Annotated in this window: 17 protein-coding genes; 7 read left to right on the top strand and 10 right to left on the bottom strand. The window is 64.3% G+C overall.

Annotated features, from left to right (window positions below; genetic code table 11):
• Window positions 1-80 precede the first annotated feature (80 nt).
• From AC1C2S_RS14970 to AC1C2S_RS14980, 3 genes are all read right to left on the bottom strand, one after another.
• Window positions 81-3,842, bottom strand: coding sequence for a YobI family P-loop NTPase (locus AC1C2S_RS14970; RefSeq protein WP_495353406.1), 3,762 nt, complete (start codon window positions 3,840-3,842; stop codon window positions 81-83).
• A 362-nt stretch (window positions 3,843-4,204) separates the two neighbouring features.
• Window positions 4,205-5,179 (bottom strand): hypothetical protein, encoded by a 975-nt coding sequence (locus AC1C2S_RS14975; RefSeq protein WP_495353407.1) that lies wholly within the window; start codon window positions 5,177-5,179, stop codon window positions 4,205-4,207.
• Between the two features lies 1 nt (window position 5,180).
• Entirely contained in the window at window positions 5,181-5,522 is a 342-nt protein-coding gene (locus AC1C2S_RS14980; RefSeq protein WP_495353408.1) for a PadR family transcriptional regulator, read from the bottom strand.
• Window positions 5,523-5,860: 338 nt separating this feature from the next.
• On the opposite strand from AC1C2S_RS14980, the gene AC1C2S_RS14985 reads away from it, so the two are divergent.
• Both AC1C2S_RS14985 and AC1C2S_RS14990 read left to right on the top strand, forming a co-directional pair.
• On the top strand, window positions 5,861-7,162 hold the full coding sequence (locus tag AC1C2S_RS14985) for a glycosyltransferase (RefSeq protein WP_495353409.1): 1,302 nt from the start codon (window positions 5,861-5,863) through the stop codon (window positions 7,160-7,162).
• A gap of 630 nt (window positions 7,163-7,792) precedes the next feature.
• The gene (locus tag AC1C2S_RS14990; protein ID WP_495353410.1) at window positions 7,793-7,918 is read left to right on the top strand and encodes a hypothetical protein; all 126 of its coding nucleotides are present in this window, start codon (window positions 7,793-7,795) and stop codon (window positions 7,916-7,918) included.
• A 25-nt stretch (window positions 7,919-7,943) separates the two neighbouring features.
• On the opposite strand, the gene AC1C2S_RS14995 is transcribed toward AC1C2S_RS14990, so the two are convergent.
• Entirely contained in the window at window positions 7,944-9,707 is a 1,764-nt protein-coding gene (locus tag AC1C2S_RS14995) for a lipase family alpha/beta hydrolase (RefSeq protein WP_495353411.1), read from the bottom strand.
• Window positions 9,708-10,155: 448 nt separating this feature from the next.
• On the opposite strand from AC1C2S_RS14995, the gene AC1C2S_RS15000 reads away from it, so the two are divergent.
• On the top strand, window positions 10,156-10,704 hold the full coding sequence (locus tag AC1C2S_RS15000; protein WP_495353412.1) for a nuclear transport factor 2 family protein: 549 nt from the start codon (window positions 10,156-10,158) through the stop codon (window positions 10,702-10,704).
• A 14-nt stretch (window positions 10,705-10,718) separates the two neighbouring features.
• Here the strand turns inward: AC1C2S_RS15000 and AC1C2S_RS15005 are convergent, their stop codons facing one another.
• Window positions 10,719-11,516: a helix-turn-helix domain-containing protein gene (locus tag AC1C2S_RS15005; protein WP_495353413.1), complete on the bottom strand. Its 798-nt coding sequence runs from the start codon at window positions 11,514-11,516 to the stop codon at window positions 10,719-10,721.
• Between the two features lie 340 nt (window positions 11,517-11,856).
• Here AC1C2S_RS15005 and AC1C2S_RS15010 point away from each other — a divergent pair, with 340 nt between their 5' ends.
• Window positions 11,857-12,162: an arsenate reductase/protein-tyrosine-phosphatase family protein gene (locus AC1C2S_RS15010; protein WP_495354402.1), complete on the top strand. Its 306-nt coding sequence runs from the start codon at window positions 11,857-11,859 to the stop codon at window positions 12,160-12,162.
• A gap of 541 nt (window positions 12,163-12,703) precedes the next feature.
• Here AC1C2S_RS15010 and AC1C2S_RS15015 read toward each other — a convergent pair.
• The 3 genes from AC1C2S_RS15015 to AC1C2S_RS15025 form a co-directional block, all read right to left on the bottom strand.
• Window positions 12,704-13,195, bottom strand: a complete 492-nt coding sequence (locus AC1C2S_RS15015) for a hypothetical protein (RefSeq protein WP_495353414.1) — start codon at window positions 13,193-13,195, stop codon at window positions 12,704-12,706.
• Window positions 13,192-13,506 (bottom strand): PadR family transcriptional regulator, encoded by a 315-nt coding sequence (locus tag AC1C2S_RS15020; RefSeq protein WP_495353415.1) that lies wholly within the window; start codon window positions 13,504-13,506, stop codon window positions 13,192-13,194. The genes AC1C2S_RS15015 and AC1C2S_RS15020 overlap by 4 nt, the downstream gene beginning before the upstream one ends.
• 257 nt (window positions 13,507-13,763) lie before the next feature.
• Entirely contained in the window at window positions 13,764-14,237 is a 474-nt protein-coding gene (locus tag AC1C2S_RS15025) for a winged helix-turn-helix transcriptional regulator (protein WP_495353416.1), read from the bottom strand.
• 103 nt (window positions 14,238-14,340) lie between these two features.
• Here AC1C2S_RS15025 and AC1C2S_RS15030 point away from each other — a divergent pair, with 103 nt between their 5' ends.
• Window positions 14,341-14,835 (top strand): SRPBCC family protein, encoded by a 495-nt coding sequence (locus AC1C2S_RS15030; RefSeq protein ID WP_495353417.1) that lies wholly within the window; start codon window positions 14,341-14,343, stop codon window positions 14,833-14,835.
• A 445-nt stretch (window positions 14,836-15,280) separates the two neighbouring features.
• On the opposite strand, the gene AC1C2S_RS15035 is transcribed toward AC1C2S_RS15030, so the two are convergent.
• Complete coding sequence (locus AC1C2S_RS15035; RefSeq protein WP_495353418.1) at window positions 15,281-15,625, bottom strand: LysR family transcriptional regulator; 345 nt, start codon at window positions 15,623-15,625, stop codon at window positions 15,281-15,283.
• A gap of 147 nt (window positions 15,626-15,772) precedes the next feature.
• Here AC1C2S_RS15035 and AC1C2S_RS15040 point away from each other — a divergent pair, with 147 nt between their 5' ends.
• Complete coding sequence (locus AC1C2S_RS15040; RefSeq protein ID WP_495353419.1) at window positions 15,773-16,078, top strand: NIPSNAP family protein; 306 nt, start codon at window positions 15,773-15,775, stop codon at window positions 16,076-16,078.
• A 132-nt stretch (window positions 16,079-16,210) separates the two neighbouring features.
• Here the strand turns inward: AC1C2S_RS15040 and AC1C2S_RS15045 are convergent, their stop codons facing one another.
• A complete protein-coding gene (locus AC1C2S_RS15045) occupies window positions 16,211-16,438 on the bottom strand; it encodes a hypothetical protein (protein WP_495353420.1) in 228 nt (75 codons plus the stop codon).
• 88 nt (window positions 16,439-16,526) lie between these two features.
• On the opposite strand from AC1C2S_RS15045, the gene AC1C2S_RS15050 reads away from it, so the two are divergent.
• Window positions 16,527-17,000 (top strand): NUDIX domain-containing protein, encoded by a 474-nt coding sequence (locus AC1C2S_RS15050; RefSeq protein ID WP_495353421.1) that lies wholly within the window; start codon window positions 16,527-16,529, stop codon window positions 16,998-17,000.
• Window positions 17,001-17,071 lie beyond the last annotated feature (71 nt).

Raw genomic sequence — 17,071 nt, forward strand, 5'->3', positions numbered from 1 at the left:
TCTCAATCTCGCCGAGATCTGTTGCAGCAACGTGAAGCCACTGGGCCGACACGCCGCGCCCGCGAGCCTAGCTCGGTCCGCTACTTCTGTCGTTTGTGCACGCGAATCAGGTCGGCGTTCCGGTCGAATGACGCGACGATTCGCCGCCGCTTCAGCTCGTCCAGTAGCGCGACGAGTGGCGGCGAGGAGGTGAAGCTCGGACGATGGCTTCCGACTGTGGCGAGCTGCGCAAACTTCCCCCCGAGGTCGGTCAGAAGCTTTTCAAGGGTTGGGCCGTCAATTGTCTTCAACCACGGACGGAGAAGTACCAGTACCAGTTCCGCCTCCACTCGCGCGGTGCCCATGAAGGGGAGAACCGTCAGCGGCAGATCGACTGAGCGCTCCACCGCGAACTGGGCGAGCGCGAGCAGCCCACCTCGCGAGGCAGTGGGCACGAACTCGCTCGCCCTCTCAACAACTGCGAGCTTGACGTTGTCGCTGACCCCGCTGTCCCGCAGCAGTAGAGCAAGATCGCCCCCGACGAAGCTTGGCGTAAGCAACTCGTGGGCTATCGGCGACGCCCCTACGAGTCGCTTGCGTGTTTCCCAGTCTGCAGTTTCCAGGCGCGCGTACGTTACCGCGTCATCCGCGATCACATCAAGTTCAAGCAGCGCGGGAAACAACACAGAATTCTCGACGGCTATTTCTTGAACGTCGAGGTATGAGGTGAGCCCTAGACTTCCGACCAGTTCGGCGCGAAGCCTGGGTGCGAGCACGTCGGCGCTTTGAAGCACCACACGCGCGATCCTCATCCTTTCTGACTGTTGGCGCTGTTTGCCAGTCCGAATGCGACCATCGGCCCGGAGCACTTCCGCAAGGTCCGCGTCGACCATCACACCGGCACCGATGTACGCGGAGACGTTGCCGAAAGAAGCGTCGAAGCGGCGATCGCGTGCTAGCGAACCCCACGCACCGTTTGCGACCTTTGTGAGGTGCTCGATTCGACTCTTTGGGGAGGATTTACGTACAACTTCATCAAGATGCTCCGGGGCCATTTCGAGGACGTTATCGACGGTTTCGGCGAACTCATCCTCAACATCATTCGTGAAGAGGTCGTCGCCGATCGCGGACAGGTAGTCGCCGAGGTGGTGTAGGACGTACTGGTAGACCCGGTCGTCCGCCGATCGAATCGAGTCGAGCGCCAGTGATCTGTCGCCACCAATTGCTATGGCGATGTTCTCGCGGCTGAGCACATAGAGGTCCCGCGCGATGAACGAGTCGCGGATCTGCTCGCTCATCGGGGTTAGACGCGTGACTCGGACCTGTGCCTGCTCGAAAACTCTCGCGATGCGGAATGCTGAGCTCTGACTCTTCTCCTCGCGAAGTGCGGCCAGTGCGTCGTGATGTTCGCGGAGGAAATCAGCCACAGATTGGTCGATCGCCGGTGCGGGCCGTCCTCGCAAACCCCGGAGGGCACGGCTGATGAGAGCTGTTCGCACTGGCAATTCGACCTCGAGGTCGCCGGCCAGGAAGGGAAGCACGTCAGAGTAGCGACCAGCCAGCCGCTCCGCAAAGAGCTCGCGTTCGATCCCGTTGTCCATGTACGACTTAAGGAATCGGCTGGCATTCTGGTCGAAATGTATGAGCCCCCTGAGTATGGCGTCCGTGGCCTTGGGGTTCGTTCGTAGGACGCGATCGAGGATGTTGATATTGAAATAGGCGGCGTCTCGCATCGAGGAAACGCCTCGTTCGCGCACGATGGCGTCCACGTCGTCGGGCGTCAGCTGGAACTGTGCGTCCATCACCGCTTTCTCAACGTGGTGGATTATGAAAGAGGTTGCGGCCGGGCTGACGCGGTCACCGTAGAACGTTGACGTATACAGGGTGAAGTTGCTGTCAATATGACCCGCTCGCACTAGCTCGAATGCGAGTCCGCGCGATAGCAATCGCTCCGCAACCTCCTCAAGCGACTCGTTCGCTACTCCGACCTTCCACTCTGGGTGCTGCATCAAGACATCCATATCTGCGCCCCGGAGGATATCGAGTTCGTCGCGCTTTGCAGCTATATCATCTTCAAGATCTTGAGTGTCTACCACGCGCCAGCCACCGGGATTGGCTATCGCCCCAAGCGGGAGCCTAAGGTCATCACGTGTGAATGTCAGAGTCTGCCCGTAGCTCGTGTTCACCCACACGAAGGCGATGTCCTCCGCCGAGCTTGACAACTCCTCCCAGAACGCAGGCCTCAGGATCTCGTCGCGGCTCTTCGTATTGGGTCCTAGGCGGAATGACTCCGGGTTCGATTGGAATCCAGCCACCCTACGTGCGGCGTCAACATACTCGAGTAACTTCTTTCCAAGGCGGACTGCTCGTTGCTTTGGATCGCCGTATGTGGTGATATTTCGCTGAGCTTGCCTGGCCTCTGCGTCGATGCGATCCATATTCCCGGTGACAAGTTCACGACCAGACGCGTACAAGTCATCGAGCTTGCTTCTCCCCAACCGCACGTTCTCGAACTCCGTCAAGTGCGTGCCTTTATAGAGCATCATGGCGAAAAGCTTCGTCTCGGTAAGCCCGAGAAGCGCGCCGTCGCCCGAGAACACCCGGTCGCGAAAAACCACAAACTCGTTGCGGGCGTTCTTGAGCAACCTCATATCCGGCACGTGCCGTCCCACGAGATCCATGAGCTCTGGGGAGATCTTGTGCGGCAAACCCTCTAAGACTTGTGCACCCAAGCTACGCGCGCTGCGATGTGTGATGAATGGCACGACCGGGATCACAAGGTCGAAGAACTTCGTTCGATTCGCGCGTGCGAGTTCTGACCGCGCGGGATCGCCAGCAGTCGAGTCACTTACATTTGTCACACCTTCCGGGATCTCCGCACTCGTCGAACTTGTGGCGCTCTGCGCTGGGTTTGGCGCGCTGTTGCCCACAGCGAGCCGCTCCTTCTCTTCGAGACCTAGCTGGTCAAAGATGCTGTCCTTGATGGCATAAACGAATCGAATCTTCTGCCGGATTTGAGGCGATTCGTTGAGCAGGGTGTTGAGGGAACGCAGAGTCTCGAAGATATGGGCATCATCGAAGCGGTCGATGTCTTCGAAGATGACAACTTCCCTCTTCGACGTCTCGAAGAAGTAGACGATTTCATCCAGGTATTGATCGAAGTACGAGACGGAATTGTCGTCAAGTGTGACGGCTGCGGAGCCCGCTGAGACCTCTCTAATCCGCAATCCTCCGCGCAGCGAACGGGCAATGGTGAAGATTCCCGCCGTCAGAGTGATGAACAACAATGGGTATATCCAGAGATCCGGGGACCAAAGTGGCGTGATAACCGTTGAGATGGTCGTTGCCCATCCCGTCAGCAGAAACGCAACTGTAGCCACGAGCCCGACTGACACGCTGAATCCGAGCTGGCGAAGCCAGCTCGGGCGCTCGATTCGACGAAAGCGAGACGCTGGTGACTTCCGCGGTGGCACCCGATACAAGAGTTGCTTGACAATCTCCTGCTGGATTCGGTTGGTTGCAGTTGTCGCCTGCGCGGGAATCGCATCGGCAGTCTTTCCGGCTTGTATTGGCGCCAGGGTAGAGAGAGAAAGCTCGACGACGCGCCTACCCTCGAGCTCGCCGACTCTTCGAAGGATGCTGCTCTTGCCGACACCGTAGTTGCCAGACAAGGCGATGTTGCGCAGCTCATCGTTCTTGAGGGCTTTCACCAACGCTCGGGAGTAGCCACCGTGCTGTTCCTCTATGAAGCCAGGGGTGAGGTCGAGTAGATCCCAGCTAGCTTGCTCCTGTGGTGCCGCCTCATCCACTTTGGCAGACGCAGACTCCTCCGCCTTTTCCCACCATATTCTTGCCCTCAACACGGCAAACTCTCCCAACGCGCGCGGTGACGGCGCGCGCCCTTCGCCACGCTATAGGCCAGACCGACGAGACAGGCGCATTCTTAGGAGCATGTCGTCACCGCACCGTCCGCTCACCTGTGCAAAGCGACATTGCTGACGCGGGTCGCGATGAGAAGAGGCCGGATGACGATCGGCTTACGGCTAGCCCTGCGGAAGGTGGCGTGAGAGGCACGCTCATGCGTCTGGCTCTCTTCGCGCGGTTCTGCTGCACCGGACGACTCGCCTGAACCACGCGCGCAACTGACCAAACGGCTCGCTTGATGTACGGCGAGGTCCCGCCGGCAAAGTTCCGGCGGGACCTCGTGTGCCCAGAGCGTTTGATGTCAAGCCAGGCTGGGTGTTCTTCGGGACGTTGACTTACTGCGTCGAAAGGCGATGACCGCGTCGATTGCTGGGTATATGGCGATTAGTCCCAAGAGGATCCTCGCTGTGCTGTCTGTCACTGGGGCAGTGAACACCGGCCCCGCAAGCGACCACCAAAGCAGCAGGCTGGCCCCGGCCAGAGACAGCAGGCTGCGGGCGCGCAGAGTGGGCACAGTCCAACGCCCTGCGATGAGCACGAGCACGTAGAGGACCAGCTCCGCCGCCCACAAGAGAAGCACCCAGGGCGCACGCCACTGCAGGAACTCGGGGTCGAGTGCGAGGGCTTCGATGGCGGGTTCTGGCAGCCCGGGCGCCCAGGAGGCAAGCCAGGGGAGGGCGATGACGAGGGTGGCACAAATCACCCCGGCCGCGATTCCAACGACCGTGGCCGGGCGACTAACCAGGTCGCGGTCGATCGTCCGGGGCGGGACAGGGATCCACGCCTCTGCAGCGGACTCGCGGCGGCGAACGATCAGCGCCCCGATGAGTGTGAAGGTGATCACGACGCCGGGCCACCAGAGGGCGCCGATGCCCGGGCCGAGCCACCAGACGGTGAGGCGACCCCACCAGGCGTCTGCGCCGTAGTCCCAGCCGGTGACCGGGATGACGCCCAACATGGTTGCCGGGAGAGTGATCGCCCAGATCAGCGCGACCCCGCCGAGTGCGATTAAGGTAAATCGCGGGGCGTCGGAGGGGCGGATGATCGTGAAGCCGGCGGGTCGATAACGATCGGCCACATCCCGGGGTGCGCCGAACATTGTGAGCAGTTCCATGGCGAGCGTGGAGTCGGCGGGGCGGCCGGCATCCGTTGCCCGGCCGCCGAGTTCGTCGTCGAGCAGTGAGCGGAGTTCGAGGGCGACGTCGGCGCGCTGGCGTCGCGGCAGGTGACGCACGACGTCGGCCACGTAGCTGTCGATGATGGCGTTGGGATCCACTTCAGTCCTCCTCGGTCAGGAGACGGTTCATCACCGACGCCAGCGACCCCCACGCGGAGGTCAGATCTTGGTACACGCCGGTCCCGAGCACGCTGAGCTCGTAATAGCGGCGGGGGGGCCCGTCGTCCGCCTGCCATTGCGAAGCGAGCAGTCCCTGGCTCTCCAGCCGCCGCAGAAGCGGATAGAGCGTTCCCTCCTCGATCGGCATCCCGCGCTGGGCGAGTGCTTGTCGCAGGGAGTAGCCGTACTGCGGGGCTCGCAGCTGGGAGAGCACGGCCAGCACGAGGACGCCCTTGCGGAGGTCCTGCTCGAGCCGACCGAGCTGTGTCGGGCTATCTACCATGCCGCGTATAGTACATAGCGCCACACAGTGTCGCAACCATGACGCACGTACCTCATCGAGCCGCCCCACTATTGGTGACGTGCGGCGGCTCGGTCTTGACACCGCCGCCACGCCACACGAGGGCGAATATCGCAGCCCCGTATTGCCACTGCTGATTTGCGATGCAGGCGCGGCAGCCGATGTCGCGTAGGCGGATCCGGAATCGGGCGATGCACGAAGGGGGCCCGCTTTCGGGCATTCGCCAGCTTGGTTGCTTCGCCGTTCGTATTGCCGGCGGGCTTGCGGTTTGTGAAGCCCCCCGGTGGCGGGATCCTATTCCGCACGGCATGCTGGGTCGCATGGCTCGCTTCCTGCTCTCGGCGATGCCGTTCACGGGGCACGTCAACCCCGTTCGCGCCCTGGCGACTGCGCTCGTTGCTCGCGGACACGACGTGCGCGTTTATTCGGGCGAGGCGTTCCGCGCGGCCGTCGAGTCGACGGGCTCGCGGCTCGTCCCGTGGCATCACGCTCCCGACTTCGATGAGAGTGACCTCACCGCGACGTTCCCGCGGCTCAGGGGCAAGAAGGGGCTCAGTCAGCTCCTCATCAACGTCGAAGACGTCTTCATCAACACCTCTGCCGGGCAGGTGCAGGATTTGCGGGAGGAGTGGGTCCGGGAACCGTGGGATGCGATCGCTGGCGACGACGTCTCGATCGGCGCGGCGCTGTACACGGCGCAGAACGGCGGCCCCTGGGCAACGGTCTCGATCACCCCGCTGAATCTCTCCGGAACGCAGGGCCCTCCCGCCGGGATGGGTCTGTGGCCCGGTACGAATCCGTTCACCAAGGTGAGGGATGCCGCCCTCCGCGCGACTGCGCCGCTCATAGCCCGATCGCTCGTGAAGGCGATCGCGAGATCCGAGGAATCTATCGGCCTCCGGCCGAGAGGGATGACCATGGAGGAGGTCACCTTCTCACGTCAGCTCATCGTTGCGAGCGGATCCCCGCTGCTGGATTTTGAGCGCGCCGATCGGCCCGACTACCTGCACTTCGTCGGCGAGCTCCGGTTGCCTCCGCAGGCGTCGCATACGCGGCCGGCGTGGTGGAGCGAACTCGAAGGCCGACGGGTCGTGCATGTCACGCAGGGGACCCTGAACATCGATCCCGCCGACCTCATCGTGCCCACGCTGAAGGCCCTGGCCGACCGCGACGACCTGCTCGTGGTGGTGGCGACGGGCGTCGACGGAGATGATGAGCTGTCCTTCCCCGTCCCGTCCAACACGCGGGTCGCAGGATTCCTCCCTTACGCCGAGCTCCTTCCGCGAGTGGATGTCGCCCTGACGAACGGGGGATGGGGCGGAACGCTCGCGATGCTCGCCCACGACATCCCCCTCGTGATCGCTGGAGGGGACCTCGACAAACCCGAGATCGCCTCCCGCGTCGCGTGGACCGGAGCAGCCGTCAATCTCAAGACCGGCTCGCCAACCGCGGCTCAGGTCGCAGCCGCAGTCGACAGAGTGACGACAGACCCGTCATACCGGGATGCCGCAGCCCGCGTCGGCACACAACTGCGGTCGCTCGGCGGGGCTGCTCGAGCAGCCGAACTGCTCGAGCAGCTCGCTCAACCGGCGAACGAGTCGACCCTTCGATCCGGCGGCTGACACCGACTATGAGGCACACCGACCAACTCCCGAAACCATCGCGGGCATCGATCGCTCATCGGGATCCTCAACGGCCACAATCGGCCCCAGTTGGCGAGCCCTGTCTGCCTCGTGGTCAGAAATGACCGTTTCTGACCTCCGAAGCGGCGAACTGGTATTGTTCCCCACCATCTCGGTGGCACGGCGGTCTCTGATGTAGCGTGTGCCCAACCGATGCGGAGGATCACAATGGAGTGGGTAGTTGTTGCGGCGGTCGTAGCCGCCGTACTCGCAGTCGTCGCGACGGCGCTCCTCGTCGTTCGCGAGCGCCGGAATCGTTCACTGAGCGAGCATCACTCCGGGGCTCACGGAGATGCGTCGCATGCAGCAGCGATGGGCCGCGCATATGCGGCAGATGCTGGGCGCGGCACAGGGATCGGCGGCGGGGGCGGGAGTTTCTGACTCCTCTGCGGAACGCCGAATAACGACCGTCGAACGGGCAGGCTCAGGATGAACACATCCGTAGCGAGGTGCCGCCCGGGGCGGCACACGATGGCAGACCCGTCGAGAGGGCGGTCCGTCACCGCTGCGTGCGGTCGCTTCTTTAGGCGGGGATGGCTCCTAGTGACAGCAGTTCGCCACGAACCAGCCGTGGCGGCACAGATGGGCGCGATCCGCCAGGCGTTCGAGGTCGCGGCGCTCAATCCTGGCCTCAACCTTCGCCCCGATGGCATCCAAGCGTCAGTCGCGCCAGAACTCGCGAGTACGGCGGCCTGAGGCGGCGAGAGTATGCCGCAGCTACTTAGATCGTCCGGAGCACGGCCCAGATGGCGGCCAGCGCGCCTCCCGCCAGTATGGACGCTCGCGTGCGCCCGATCAGACCCACCAATGCGACGAATCCAACGCACGCGCCGACGGCGAGCCCGCCGGCGACTGTCCAAGCGACCACGGGGTTACCAACGAACCGGCTCAGGAACCGGAAGAGGGGGTGCTGGGCCGCATTCCCGGGTGTGCCGGCGTCGCCCCGAACCAGGAACCCGGCGATCGACTCGATGTTCGGATTATCCGGCGGATCGACCGACGTCGCCGTCGCCGTCGCCGTCGCCGCGAGCGTCTTCGTTGCTTCATTCGGCGCCGGCGGCTGGATGAATGCCGCGCCGTGACCGCCTCGGATCAGCCCGCCGTCGCGCACGAGGTCCGGCGCGAACTCGAAGCCGTCGACGCCGGCGGTGCCGATGTCGCGACTGCCGAGACCGCGAAGCCACGAGCACAGGATGCCGACGGGGACGTCGGCAGTTGCACGATCGGTTCGCACACGCACCGACGACGTGTCCCGCCCCGCGAGCTGACCGCGGTCCACTACGTCGCCCCACGCGTAGTTGCGTGGCAGCACCGTCCCAGCGAGGTAGATGCGCTCGAAGTGCATCGCGGGGATGCGGTCGAGCGCGTGCGCCATCATGTATGTCCCGTTGCTGTGCCCCGCGAATCGGAAGCGGTCGGGCTCGGTGGACGCGTAGGCGTCGCCGTAGAGTTTCAGGAACTCGTGAATCTTGCGCCGCCTCGTAAAGGGAAGCGCGAACTCGATCGCGCTGAAGTATCCGGTGTCGGGTCGCACGACCTGCACCTCGTTCTCGTCGCCCTCGGCCCGGCGGATCGCCGCCTCGAGGTCGCGGCCCCAGTCCACGTACGCGGACGCGCGGATCCCGTGCAGCACGAAGTAGGTCGGCGCGCTAGATAGGGGCGTCGGCGGCGAGGCCACCTCGTCGGCCCGGCCGAGGATCGCTCCGCGCAGCTGCTCCCACCGAAGGTCGGGGTCGGCGGCGATCGACAAGTCGATCAGGCCAAGGTGCGTGGCGCCGGGGATCTCGACAACGATGGTGTCGCCCATGTACCGCGTGTCTAGGATGTCCTCGCGCTCGACGAGGTCGTCGCGGGTACCCAGTACCTGTACGACCGTCGGTGGTCGGGATGCATCACCCGCTTCACCGTCTCGTGCGAGCCGACGGAAGGTCTCCAGCCATCTGAGACGCAGGTTCGTAATCCAGTAGCCACCCACGACGACTTTCTCGATCGTGAAGTCCACGAACGGCGTCGTGAGGTACCAGGCGATTTTCCACGCCAAGGGCGTGTAGCGAGTTTCGAGCCGAAAGCCGGCATTCGGGCTGCCGAGCAGCACGATCCGGTCGACCACTCGGGTCCATCGGCGGCCGTTGACGGACCGCGGATCGTTTGCGTCGAGCACGAACGCGGCGCGCGCGAGGACCCCGCCGAAGCTGTGTCCGATCAGAATGATCCGATCGGGCGGCTCGACGCCCTCGGAGATCTCTCCGGCCCACTCGCGGATGTGCGCCGCGAGGTCGCGGACGATGCCGTCCAAGTCGGCTCGGCTCGTGGCCTTCTGCCCGTGATCGTAGACCTCCACACGCCAGCCATCACCGAGGTCTCCCTTGAGGCGGCTGATCAATTGCGCGAATGACTGCGAGCCGCCCCCGCGCCGGTTTCCACGCTCACCCTGCGGCAGACCGCGGATGAACACTACAAGCCCGCCGGTACCGTCGTGCGCCATCCCGTCCTCCCCATGGACAGTCGTGGCTGGAGCCTACTCCGTTGCCGAGCGGCGCTGTAACCGTGAGTTCTCGACGACCACGACATGTTTAGACAGCTCGGGGTGTGGGCTGTGCCATCCATAAAGGAACTTCAACCCAAGTTCGGTAGAGGATCCGTTTCCGCGACTCGACGTGTCGCGGTGGGGGACCGTCTATCGGGCACCTACTCAAGCCTGCTCAGGGGAGCTGTGGACCTTGCCGTTCTTTGGCGGCGATCTGTGATCGTTCAATGGCGGGTGCGCCCGGCACAGTGTCGAAGCTCGAGCGTGGGCGCTCGGTCATACACGGCTGGGACCGCCCTGGACTGCCTGTCCCTGGCGTTACCAGTCTCGACGGGGTCTTCCGGGACGTCTTGGTTGAAGCAAGACTTGGTTCTCGATCAGCCGCCCGGGACTCTGGAGAGAACACATGACCATCACACCTGCCGTCCGCACCGTGCTGGAGACGGCCCAGGAGTTCATCAGGGCTGTCGAGGCCAAGGACTTCGACGCAGTCCAGGCGACCCTTTCATCTGATGCTCGTCAGCTCTTCATGCACTCGGGCCGCACCACTACAGAGGCCGGTGCAGCCGACCTCATCGCCGACCGCGCCAAGGGTTTCTGTGTGGCCGATGTCGACGGCCGAGACGAGATCATGGCCTACACGGAGGCACTGTTTCGAAAATTCACCCCGCTGATCTGGCGCGACCACAGCTGGACCGTCTCGCAGAAAGACGGGGCGGTGTATTTCTTTGGGCGGGGCGACATGCTCCTCACATCAAACCGGAAGCCGTACCGCAACACCTACGTGACTCGTTTCGACGTCGAGAGCGGCCACATCGTGAAGATGGCGGAGTACGCCAACGCCTTCCTATACGCGGGTCTGGGCGTTCGCCCCAATGGCGCAGAATTCCGGGCATTGTTGCGCGCGGTGGGTCGGATGGTCAATCCGACCCTCTCGGCCACGTCTGGACACTGATCTGGTGCGACGTGTTACGCGTCGCCGCGAGGCGTGTACAGCATGATCCAGTGGTCGTTCTCGGGGTCGTGGAGCATCTCGCTTTCGAACCGTAGCCAGCCCCTCTCAGGATGGTGTAGTTCCTTCATCGCGGATCGCCAGGTGCCGACCTCACCGATGTCCCAGTACTCGCGGAACCGCGCGCTTCGCTCGGCGAGGTCACGAAAGATCGCGCGGAGATAGGCATCCTCCGGGTAGCGACTCAGTGCCATCCGCAGTTCCGAGGCTGTGATGCGGGCCAGCTGCTCCGCGCCTTCCTCGCCGACGATCGCCTTCACCCGGAGCGACGTGAACGCGAGGTGGGCCACGTTTCGGCCGAACGGGCCTGTCTCAAGGAGTGGCCCGAGAAGGTCGATCGCTGCTTCATTGGCGGCCAGGAGGTCGAGCCGACCATCGTGGACGGTCACCGGCATCACCTTGTCGAGCCCGCGGAGAAGCAGCTCGAGCCCTGGTCGGATGACGCTGGATGGCGCGTCGAGCTCCGGTGGGTGCTCGCCGGCGAGACGGAAGAGCAGATCGCGTTCTGCCATGGACAGTCCGAAGGCTTCTTGGAGAGCGGTAAGAATTTCACGGGACGGCCGCGGCGCCCGGCCTTGCTCGAGGCGCGTGTAGTACTCAACCGAAATTCCAGCCGCCTCCGCGAGCTCTTGACGCCGCAATCCAGGAACTCGCCGCGCAGACGCTCTGGCGTTCCCGGAGCGTATCGGCGGCTGTTTGAGGGCTCGCTGCTGGCGCAGGAACTCTCCGAACTCGGGACGCGCGCGAACCTGCATTCGACCATTCTCCTCCCCTTCTGATGCGAGAGGACTGGACTGCGTTCCAGTATGAATGCGACTGGCGCCACCGAGACCTTCACCCACAGCAGCACGGCCAGGAGGATGCCGATGCCGCCGCCGATGAGTTGGGCGGCGGCGAAGGGGAGGACGGAGGTAGGGGCGATGCCGGCGAACGTGTCGGTGAAGACGCGGCCGATGGTCACGGCAGTATTGGCAAATGAGGTGGAGCTGGTGAACCAGTAGGCGGCGCCGATGTAGGAGCCGACTGCGGCAGCGATCACCGGAGTGCTCTGATGGGCGCGGGAGAGGCCGATGATCGGCAGTACGAGCCAGCGAGATTCCTGCGGTCAGTGCCGGCACGCATCCCGCTGATCGTGTCGCCCCTGGCGCAGTCGCGGCCGCCGCTCGCCACGGCCTTGACTTCGTAGGGGTAGTTCCGCAGCAAGTCGATGGGCTCGTCCATGACACCGATTTCGTGGTCACCGTCTGCGATCGCGCACGAGGAGTTCCCTGGCCGGGGCGGTGCACTGGTCGGTTCCGGATCCCGTTCCCGCCTCCACGGACGAGGCGTTCGAGGCCGTCTTCGCGGATCTCACCGCCCGGGTCACCCGACTTTTCGCCACGTATGCTCGCGCTGACCTGACCCGGTCAGCTCCCTTTGCGGATGGAGCGGCGCTCGAAGGGGACCGTGTCGCGCCAAGAGCCCGTGTGCGAGCCAAGTTCGGTTGTCCCGTTGAAGGATCCTCAACGGCCACAATCGGCCCCAGTTGGCGAGCCCTGTCTGCCTCGTGGTCAGAAATGACCGTTTCTGACCTCCGAAGCGGCGAACTGGTATTGTTCCCCACCATCTCGGTGGCACGGCGGTCTCTGATGTAGCGTGTGCCCAACCGATGCGGAGGATCACAATGGAGTGGGTAGTTGTTGCGGCGGTCGTAGCCGCCGTACTCGCAGTCGTCGCGACGGCGCTCCTCGTCGTTCGCGAGCGCCGGAATCGTTCACTGAGCGAGCATCACTCCGGGGCTCACGGAGATGCGTCGCATGCAGCAGCGATGGGCCGCGCATATGCGGCAGATGCTGGGCGCGGCACAGGGATCGGCGGCGGGGGCGGGAGTTTCTGACTCCTCTGCGGAACGCCGAATAACGACCGGCTATTGGGCAGCGTTGTAGACCTCTGGGGATCGGCTTCAGCGGCTGATTAGGCGGCTGGCGCGGACCGACGTGCTCTGAGCACGATGAGCGCGAGACTCGACTCCGGCGGCGATCGCCGCCGCGGCGATCCCGATCATGATGGGAATCAGGTCCAATTCAGGGCCACCGTTGGGGAAGCGGAAGCCGAGATTGCTGCCGCTGACCGAGAGCTGGGTCAACACGATATTGAGTAGGCCAAGTGCTCCCACTGTCCATGCGGTCGAAATGATGGTCAGCAGAAAGGTTCTCGCACTCGGAGTGAGATTCATTGGGTGTTCCTTTCCTGGCGGCGAGCCGGCACGGATGAGTTGGCGAAGGTTTTGGGTCGAGACCGATAGGCGTGCTGCACCGAGGGCCACTTGGCCGGGCTTGATCCCGAGTTCGTCGCAATCTCGGAGGTCTGCGAGCATTGCTTCGCGCCAGACCTCTCGGTGCTCTGAGGCGATCAGTGCGCTGCTCGCGGTCACGATGACGCGGGATACGTTCATGCCAGCCTCGGCTCTATGGGTGCGGTGCGACGTTCGCGCCGCCGGAATTCCGATGTCACCCGCTTAGCCTCGATGCGGCCATGGGGCGTGAGTTGGTACAAGCGACGGCGTGGGCCAGGTCGTTCCGGATCGGACTCCCATGTTGCGTTGAGCCAGCCACCGCTCTCGAGGCGGTTGAGTATCGGGTAGATGCTGGCGGGCGTACGGCCGGTGTTCTTGGCGATCCGTAGCCCCCAGGTCGGTCCGTCCTCGCTGAGAAGCACTTCGAGCACCTGAACCGTCGAAGCAGTCACACGAGTGATCGGGCCCATGATACAAAATAAGATCGTCAATAGCGGATCGACTTTCGGGACGACGGTGCTCGAGAGTCGAGTCCGAGAATTCGAGCGGGGACCTCGCAGCGGCCGGCCGGTGTAGGAATTGGCCACTTCTCATGGGATCTAGCCCACAGAACCGATGACAAATGCCGCGGATTTCCACGTGGTTCGCCGCTTATGTGCGCCCGGAAGCCTCCACCGTCGCCGTCACGCGACCGCGCGCGCTGGCGCTCCGCCGCGATGCGTCGCCGTCACACGACCGCGCGTGCCCTGGCGCTCAGCCACGCGAAAGCGCTCTCCGCGCCTCCGAGGAGCGAACCACCCTCGCGCACGGCCTGCTGCCACGCGTCGAGCACGTCGTGGCGGTCCATCGCCATGACCGCCTCCCACGGATCGTCCTCCTCGATGGGAACGCCGCCCATGCCCCATCGCACCGCCTCGTACAAGAGCGGGATCGCCGCGATGCCGCGCTCCGTCGCCGAGTAGGTGACCTTGCGGGCATCCGTCTCGCTCGGGGTGCGCACGATGATGCCGCTGCGCTCGAGTCGGGCGAGGCGGTCGGCGAGCACGCTCGGACCGATGCGCTCCTCGGACCGAAGGAACTCCCCGAAGGTGTGCTTGCCGAGTGTGAGCAGGTCGCGCATGATCAGCAGCGACCAGCTGTCGCCGAAGGTCTCCACGGTGAAGTTGGTGGGGCAGGTCGACCGCCCTTCAGCTCGCTTCATGCGTCGAGTCTACGGCATTGACTTTGATCATCGTAGTGACCTACGCTTCGATCATCGAAGTGAAACAGATGCCGCGGCGGCGGCCTGCAGCGGAGGAGCCACGATGAACGACACGACCCAGCACGAGACGCACGATCTCGTCGTGAGCCGCGACATCCCCGCCCCCATCGAGGCGGCCTGGAAGTCGTGGACCGAACCCGACCGCGTGCTTCGCTGGTGGGGCCCGAACGGCTTCACCTGCACGGTCGCCGAGCTCGACGTGCGCGTCGGCGGCACGTCCCTCGTGTGCATGAGCGCCCCCGACTGGGGATTCCCGGCGCTGTACAGCACCTGGGCGTACACGCTCGTCGACGCACCGCACCGCATCGAGTTCATCCACAACATCGCCGACGAGCACGGCGCCACGATCGACCCCGCGACCATCGGGGCCGCGGGCATCCCGCGCGACGTGCGGCACGTCATCACGTTCGAGTCGATCGGCGACGACGCGACTCGACTCACCGTCACCGAACTCGGCTACATCGACCCCGAGCAGCTCGCGCTCTCGAAGAAGGGCCTCGAGGAATCCCTCGACAAGCTCGTCGCGATCTACGTGTGAGCCCAGCCGCCCCGGACGTCCCGCATCCCCGAGGCCGCGCGCACCGCGCTGCCTCGCTCCTCGACTTGCACCTCCGCCCGTCGTACGGTTCAGCATGGACTGCGCCGTCGCGGTGATCGCCGAATGGATGCCGCTGCAGCGGTGATTCGGCGGCAAGGGTCACGCGCCATCGCTCCGCCTCGTGGGCGCGTTCGAGCGGTCGACCGTCGAAGAGCGCACCGGTATACGCACGCTTCTCGAAGCTCCTCGTCCAGTTCGACCGAACTGCGGGCGAGTACGAAATCATTCTTGAGGACACCGACTTGTCGCGCTGGAAGGTGACACCGGACACCTTCGACGGGATCCGCGAGGAGCTGCGCCCGAAGTTCGCGTGACGGAGCACGGCATTGACCGCCGTGCCGCCTGTTCCGGATTCGACGCTACGGTTCCCCGGTGGCCTTTCGGGTCAGCGCCCCTGACGTCTCTTGTACGGCTTCGGCTGTCCCTTCACGATGGGGGCACGGCCCTTGCCCTTCGAGGCCTTCGCCTTGCCGCCGGCCCTCACCACGGGTGCCTCGGCGGCAACGGGGGCCGTGGCGAGCTCCGCCCTGGCCTCGTCGAGGAAGAGGACTCCGACCTTGGTCAGCTGGGTTTCGCCGTGTCGGGTGAAGAGCGGGTGCCCGACCTCGGTTTCGAGTTTCTCGATCGACGAGTAGAGCGAAGCGAGCGGGATGTCGAGGGCGTCTGCGGCACGCGGGAAGTGCAACTCCTCGGCGACTGCGACGAAACGTCGAAGCAGGATGATGTTCACGGGGAGCCTTTCGTCGGTCCGCGCGAATCGCGGCCCATTCTTCAGGTTACGCGGGTCGGTGTTCGTCACGTGAGACCATCTGAACTGAGCGCGGCCTCCCATGACGGGCGCCGCGACAGCCCGCCCGACCTGAAATGAGCCGAACTCGTGATCACCGTGCACCTGCGATACGAAATCGACGCCGACAAGCTCGCCGAATTCCGTGAGTACGGCCAGCGTTGGATCCGCCTGGTCAACAAGCTCGGCGGCGTGCATCACGGTTACTTCCTGCCGAGCGAGGGCGACAGTGATGAGGCATTCGCGCTGTTCACCTTCCCCTCGCTCGCCGACTACGAGCGATACCGACTGGCCGCCGCCGACGACCCGGAATGCGTCGAGGCGATCCAGTTCGCCGTTGAGACGAAGTGCATCCGGCGCTACGAGCGGCGGTTCGTCTCGCCGGTCTTCGACTGATGCGTCGATCAGCGAGCGACAGGCGAGATGGGCGGTCGCCGACGATCCGACGCAGGCCGATGATCCGACACAGGCGATGATCCGATACAACCGGGCGTCGCTTGCCATCCACAGCACACGTCTGAGCAGACGTCAGGCGACGTGCGGGGTCGAAGCGCCCGTACGGGCAGTGAGCACCCGGCTGACGGCTTCCGGCGCTGCGGTGAAGCGCCCGGCCGCGCCGTCGGTGGAGAGGTACTGAACTCGGATGCCGCGGCCGATGCGCGTGAGCTTGGTGACCTCGTATGTGCTGCCGGAGGCGTTCACGAGCGTGTCGCCGACGGCGAGGTGCCGGGTCTGTCGCAGTTCGATCGTCTCCATAGTGAGAGTGTCTCAGTAACCACTGACATTCCACGGCCTACCCGGATGTGCGTATCGCAGGGCACTTCGGATGTCCTAGCCTCGACGCATGCCCGCCTCCGAGTACGTCACCGAGATCCGTCGCCGGATCGGCACCCAACTCCTGATGCTTCCCGGCGTCACCGCGGTCGTCACGAACGAACGCGGTGAGTATCTCCCCGCCAAGCACGTCGATGGCGACCGTTGGGGCTTCGTCGGCGGTGCCGTCGAGCCGCTCGAGGAGCCACGGGATGCCCTGATTCGCGAGGTACGTGAGGAACTCGGCACCGAGGTCGAGATCCTCTCGATCCTGGGTGCCTACGGCGGCCCCGAACTCGTGAACACCTACGACAACGGCGACATCGTCGCGTACGTCGCCACTGCGTACCGCTGCCGCATCGTCGGCACCCCCGACTCGCTCGAGGCCGATGAGCTCTCGGAAGTGGGGTGGTTCGAGGCAGCGGCGATCGCTGAACTCTCGCGGTTCGAATGGATCGACCGAGTCATCGCCGATGCGGAGCAAACTCCGCTCGGATCGGGGTGACCCGGCATAGTATCGCGTCGACGAGAACTGGATCGACCAGGTCGACGTCACCGACACGGTCGGGCACTCCT

This window comes from Agromyces sp. Y782, assembly GCF_059445405.1.

Coding starts and splice junctions, on each gene's coding strand:
- AC1C2S_RS14980 (WP_495353408.1), bottom strand. CDS start 5,522: ATGGTAGATAGCCCGACACAGCTCGGTCGGCTCGAGCAGGACCTCCGC.
- AC1C2S_RS14985 (WP_495353409.1), top strand. CDS start 5,861: ATGGCTCGCTTCCTGCTCTCGGCGATGCCGTTCACGGGGCACGTCAAC.
- AC1C2S_RS14995 (WP_495353411.1), bottom strand. CDS start 9,707: ATGGCGCACGACGGTACCGGCGGGCTTGTAGTGTTCATCCGCGGTCTG.
- AC1C2S_RS15000 (WP_495353412.1), top strand. CDS start 10,156: ATGACCATCACACCTGCCGTCCGCACCGTGCTGGAGACGGCCCAGGAG.
- AC1C2S_RS15005 (WP_495353413.1), bottom strand. CDS start 11,516: ATGCAGGTTCGCGCGCGTCCCGAGTTCGGAGAGTTCCTGCGCCAGCAG.
- AC1C2S_RS15015 (WP_495353414.1), bottom strand. CDS start 13,195: ATGAACGTATCCCGCGTCATCGTGACCGCGAGCAGCGCACTGATCGCC.
- AC1C2S_RS15020 (WP_495353415.1), bottom strand. CDS start 13,506: ATGGGCCCGATCACTCGTGTGACTGCTTCGACGGTTCAGGTGCTCGAA.
- AC1C2S_RS15025 (WP_495353416.1), bottom strand. CDS start 14,237: ATGAAGCGAGCTGAAGGGCGGTCGACCTGCCCCACCAACTTCACCGTG.
- AC1C2S_RS15030 (WP_495353417.1), top strand. CDS start 14,341: ATGAACGACACGACCCAGCACGAGACGCACGATCTCGTCGTGAGCCGC.
- AC1C2S_RS15045 (WP_495353420.1), bottom strand. CDS start 16,438: ATGGAGACGATCGAACTGCGACAGACCCGGCACCTCGCCGTCGGCGAC.
- AC1C2S_RS15050 (WP_495353421.1), top strand. CDS start 16,527: ATGCCCGCCTCCGAGTACGTCACCGAGATCCGTCGCCGGATCGGCACC.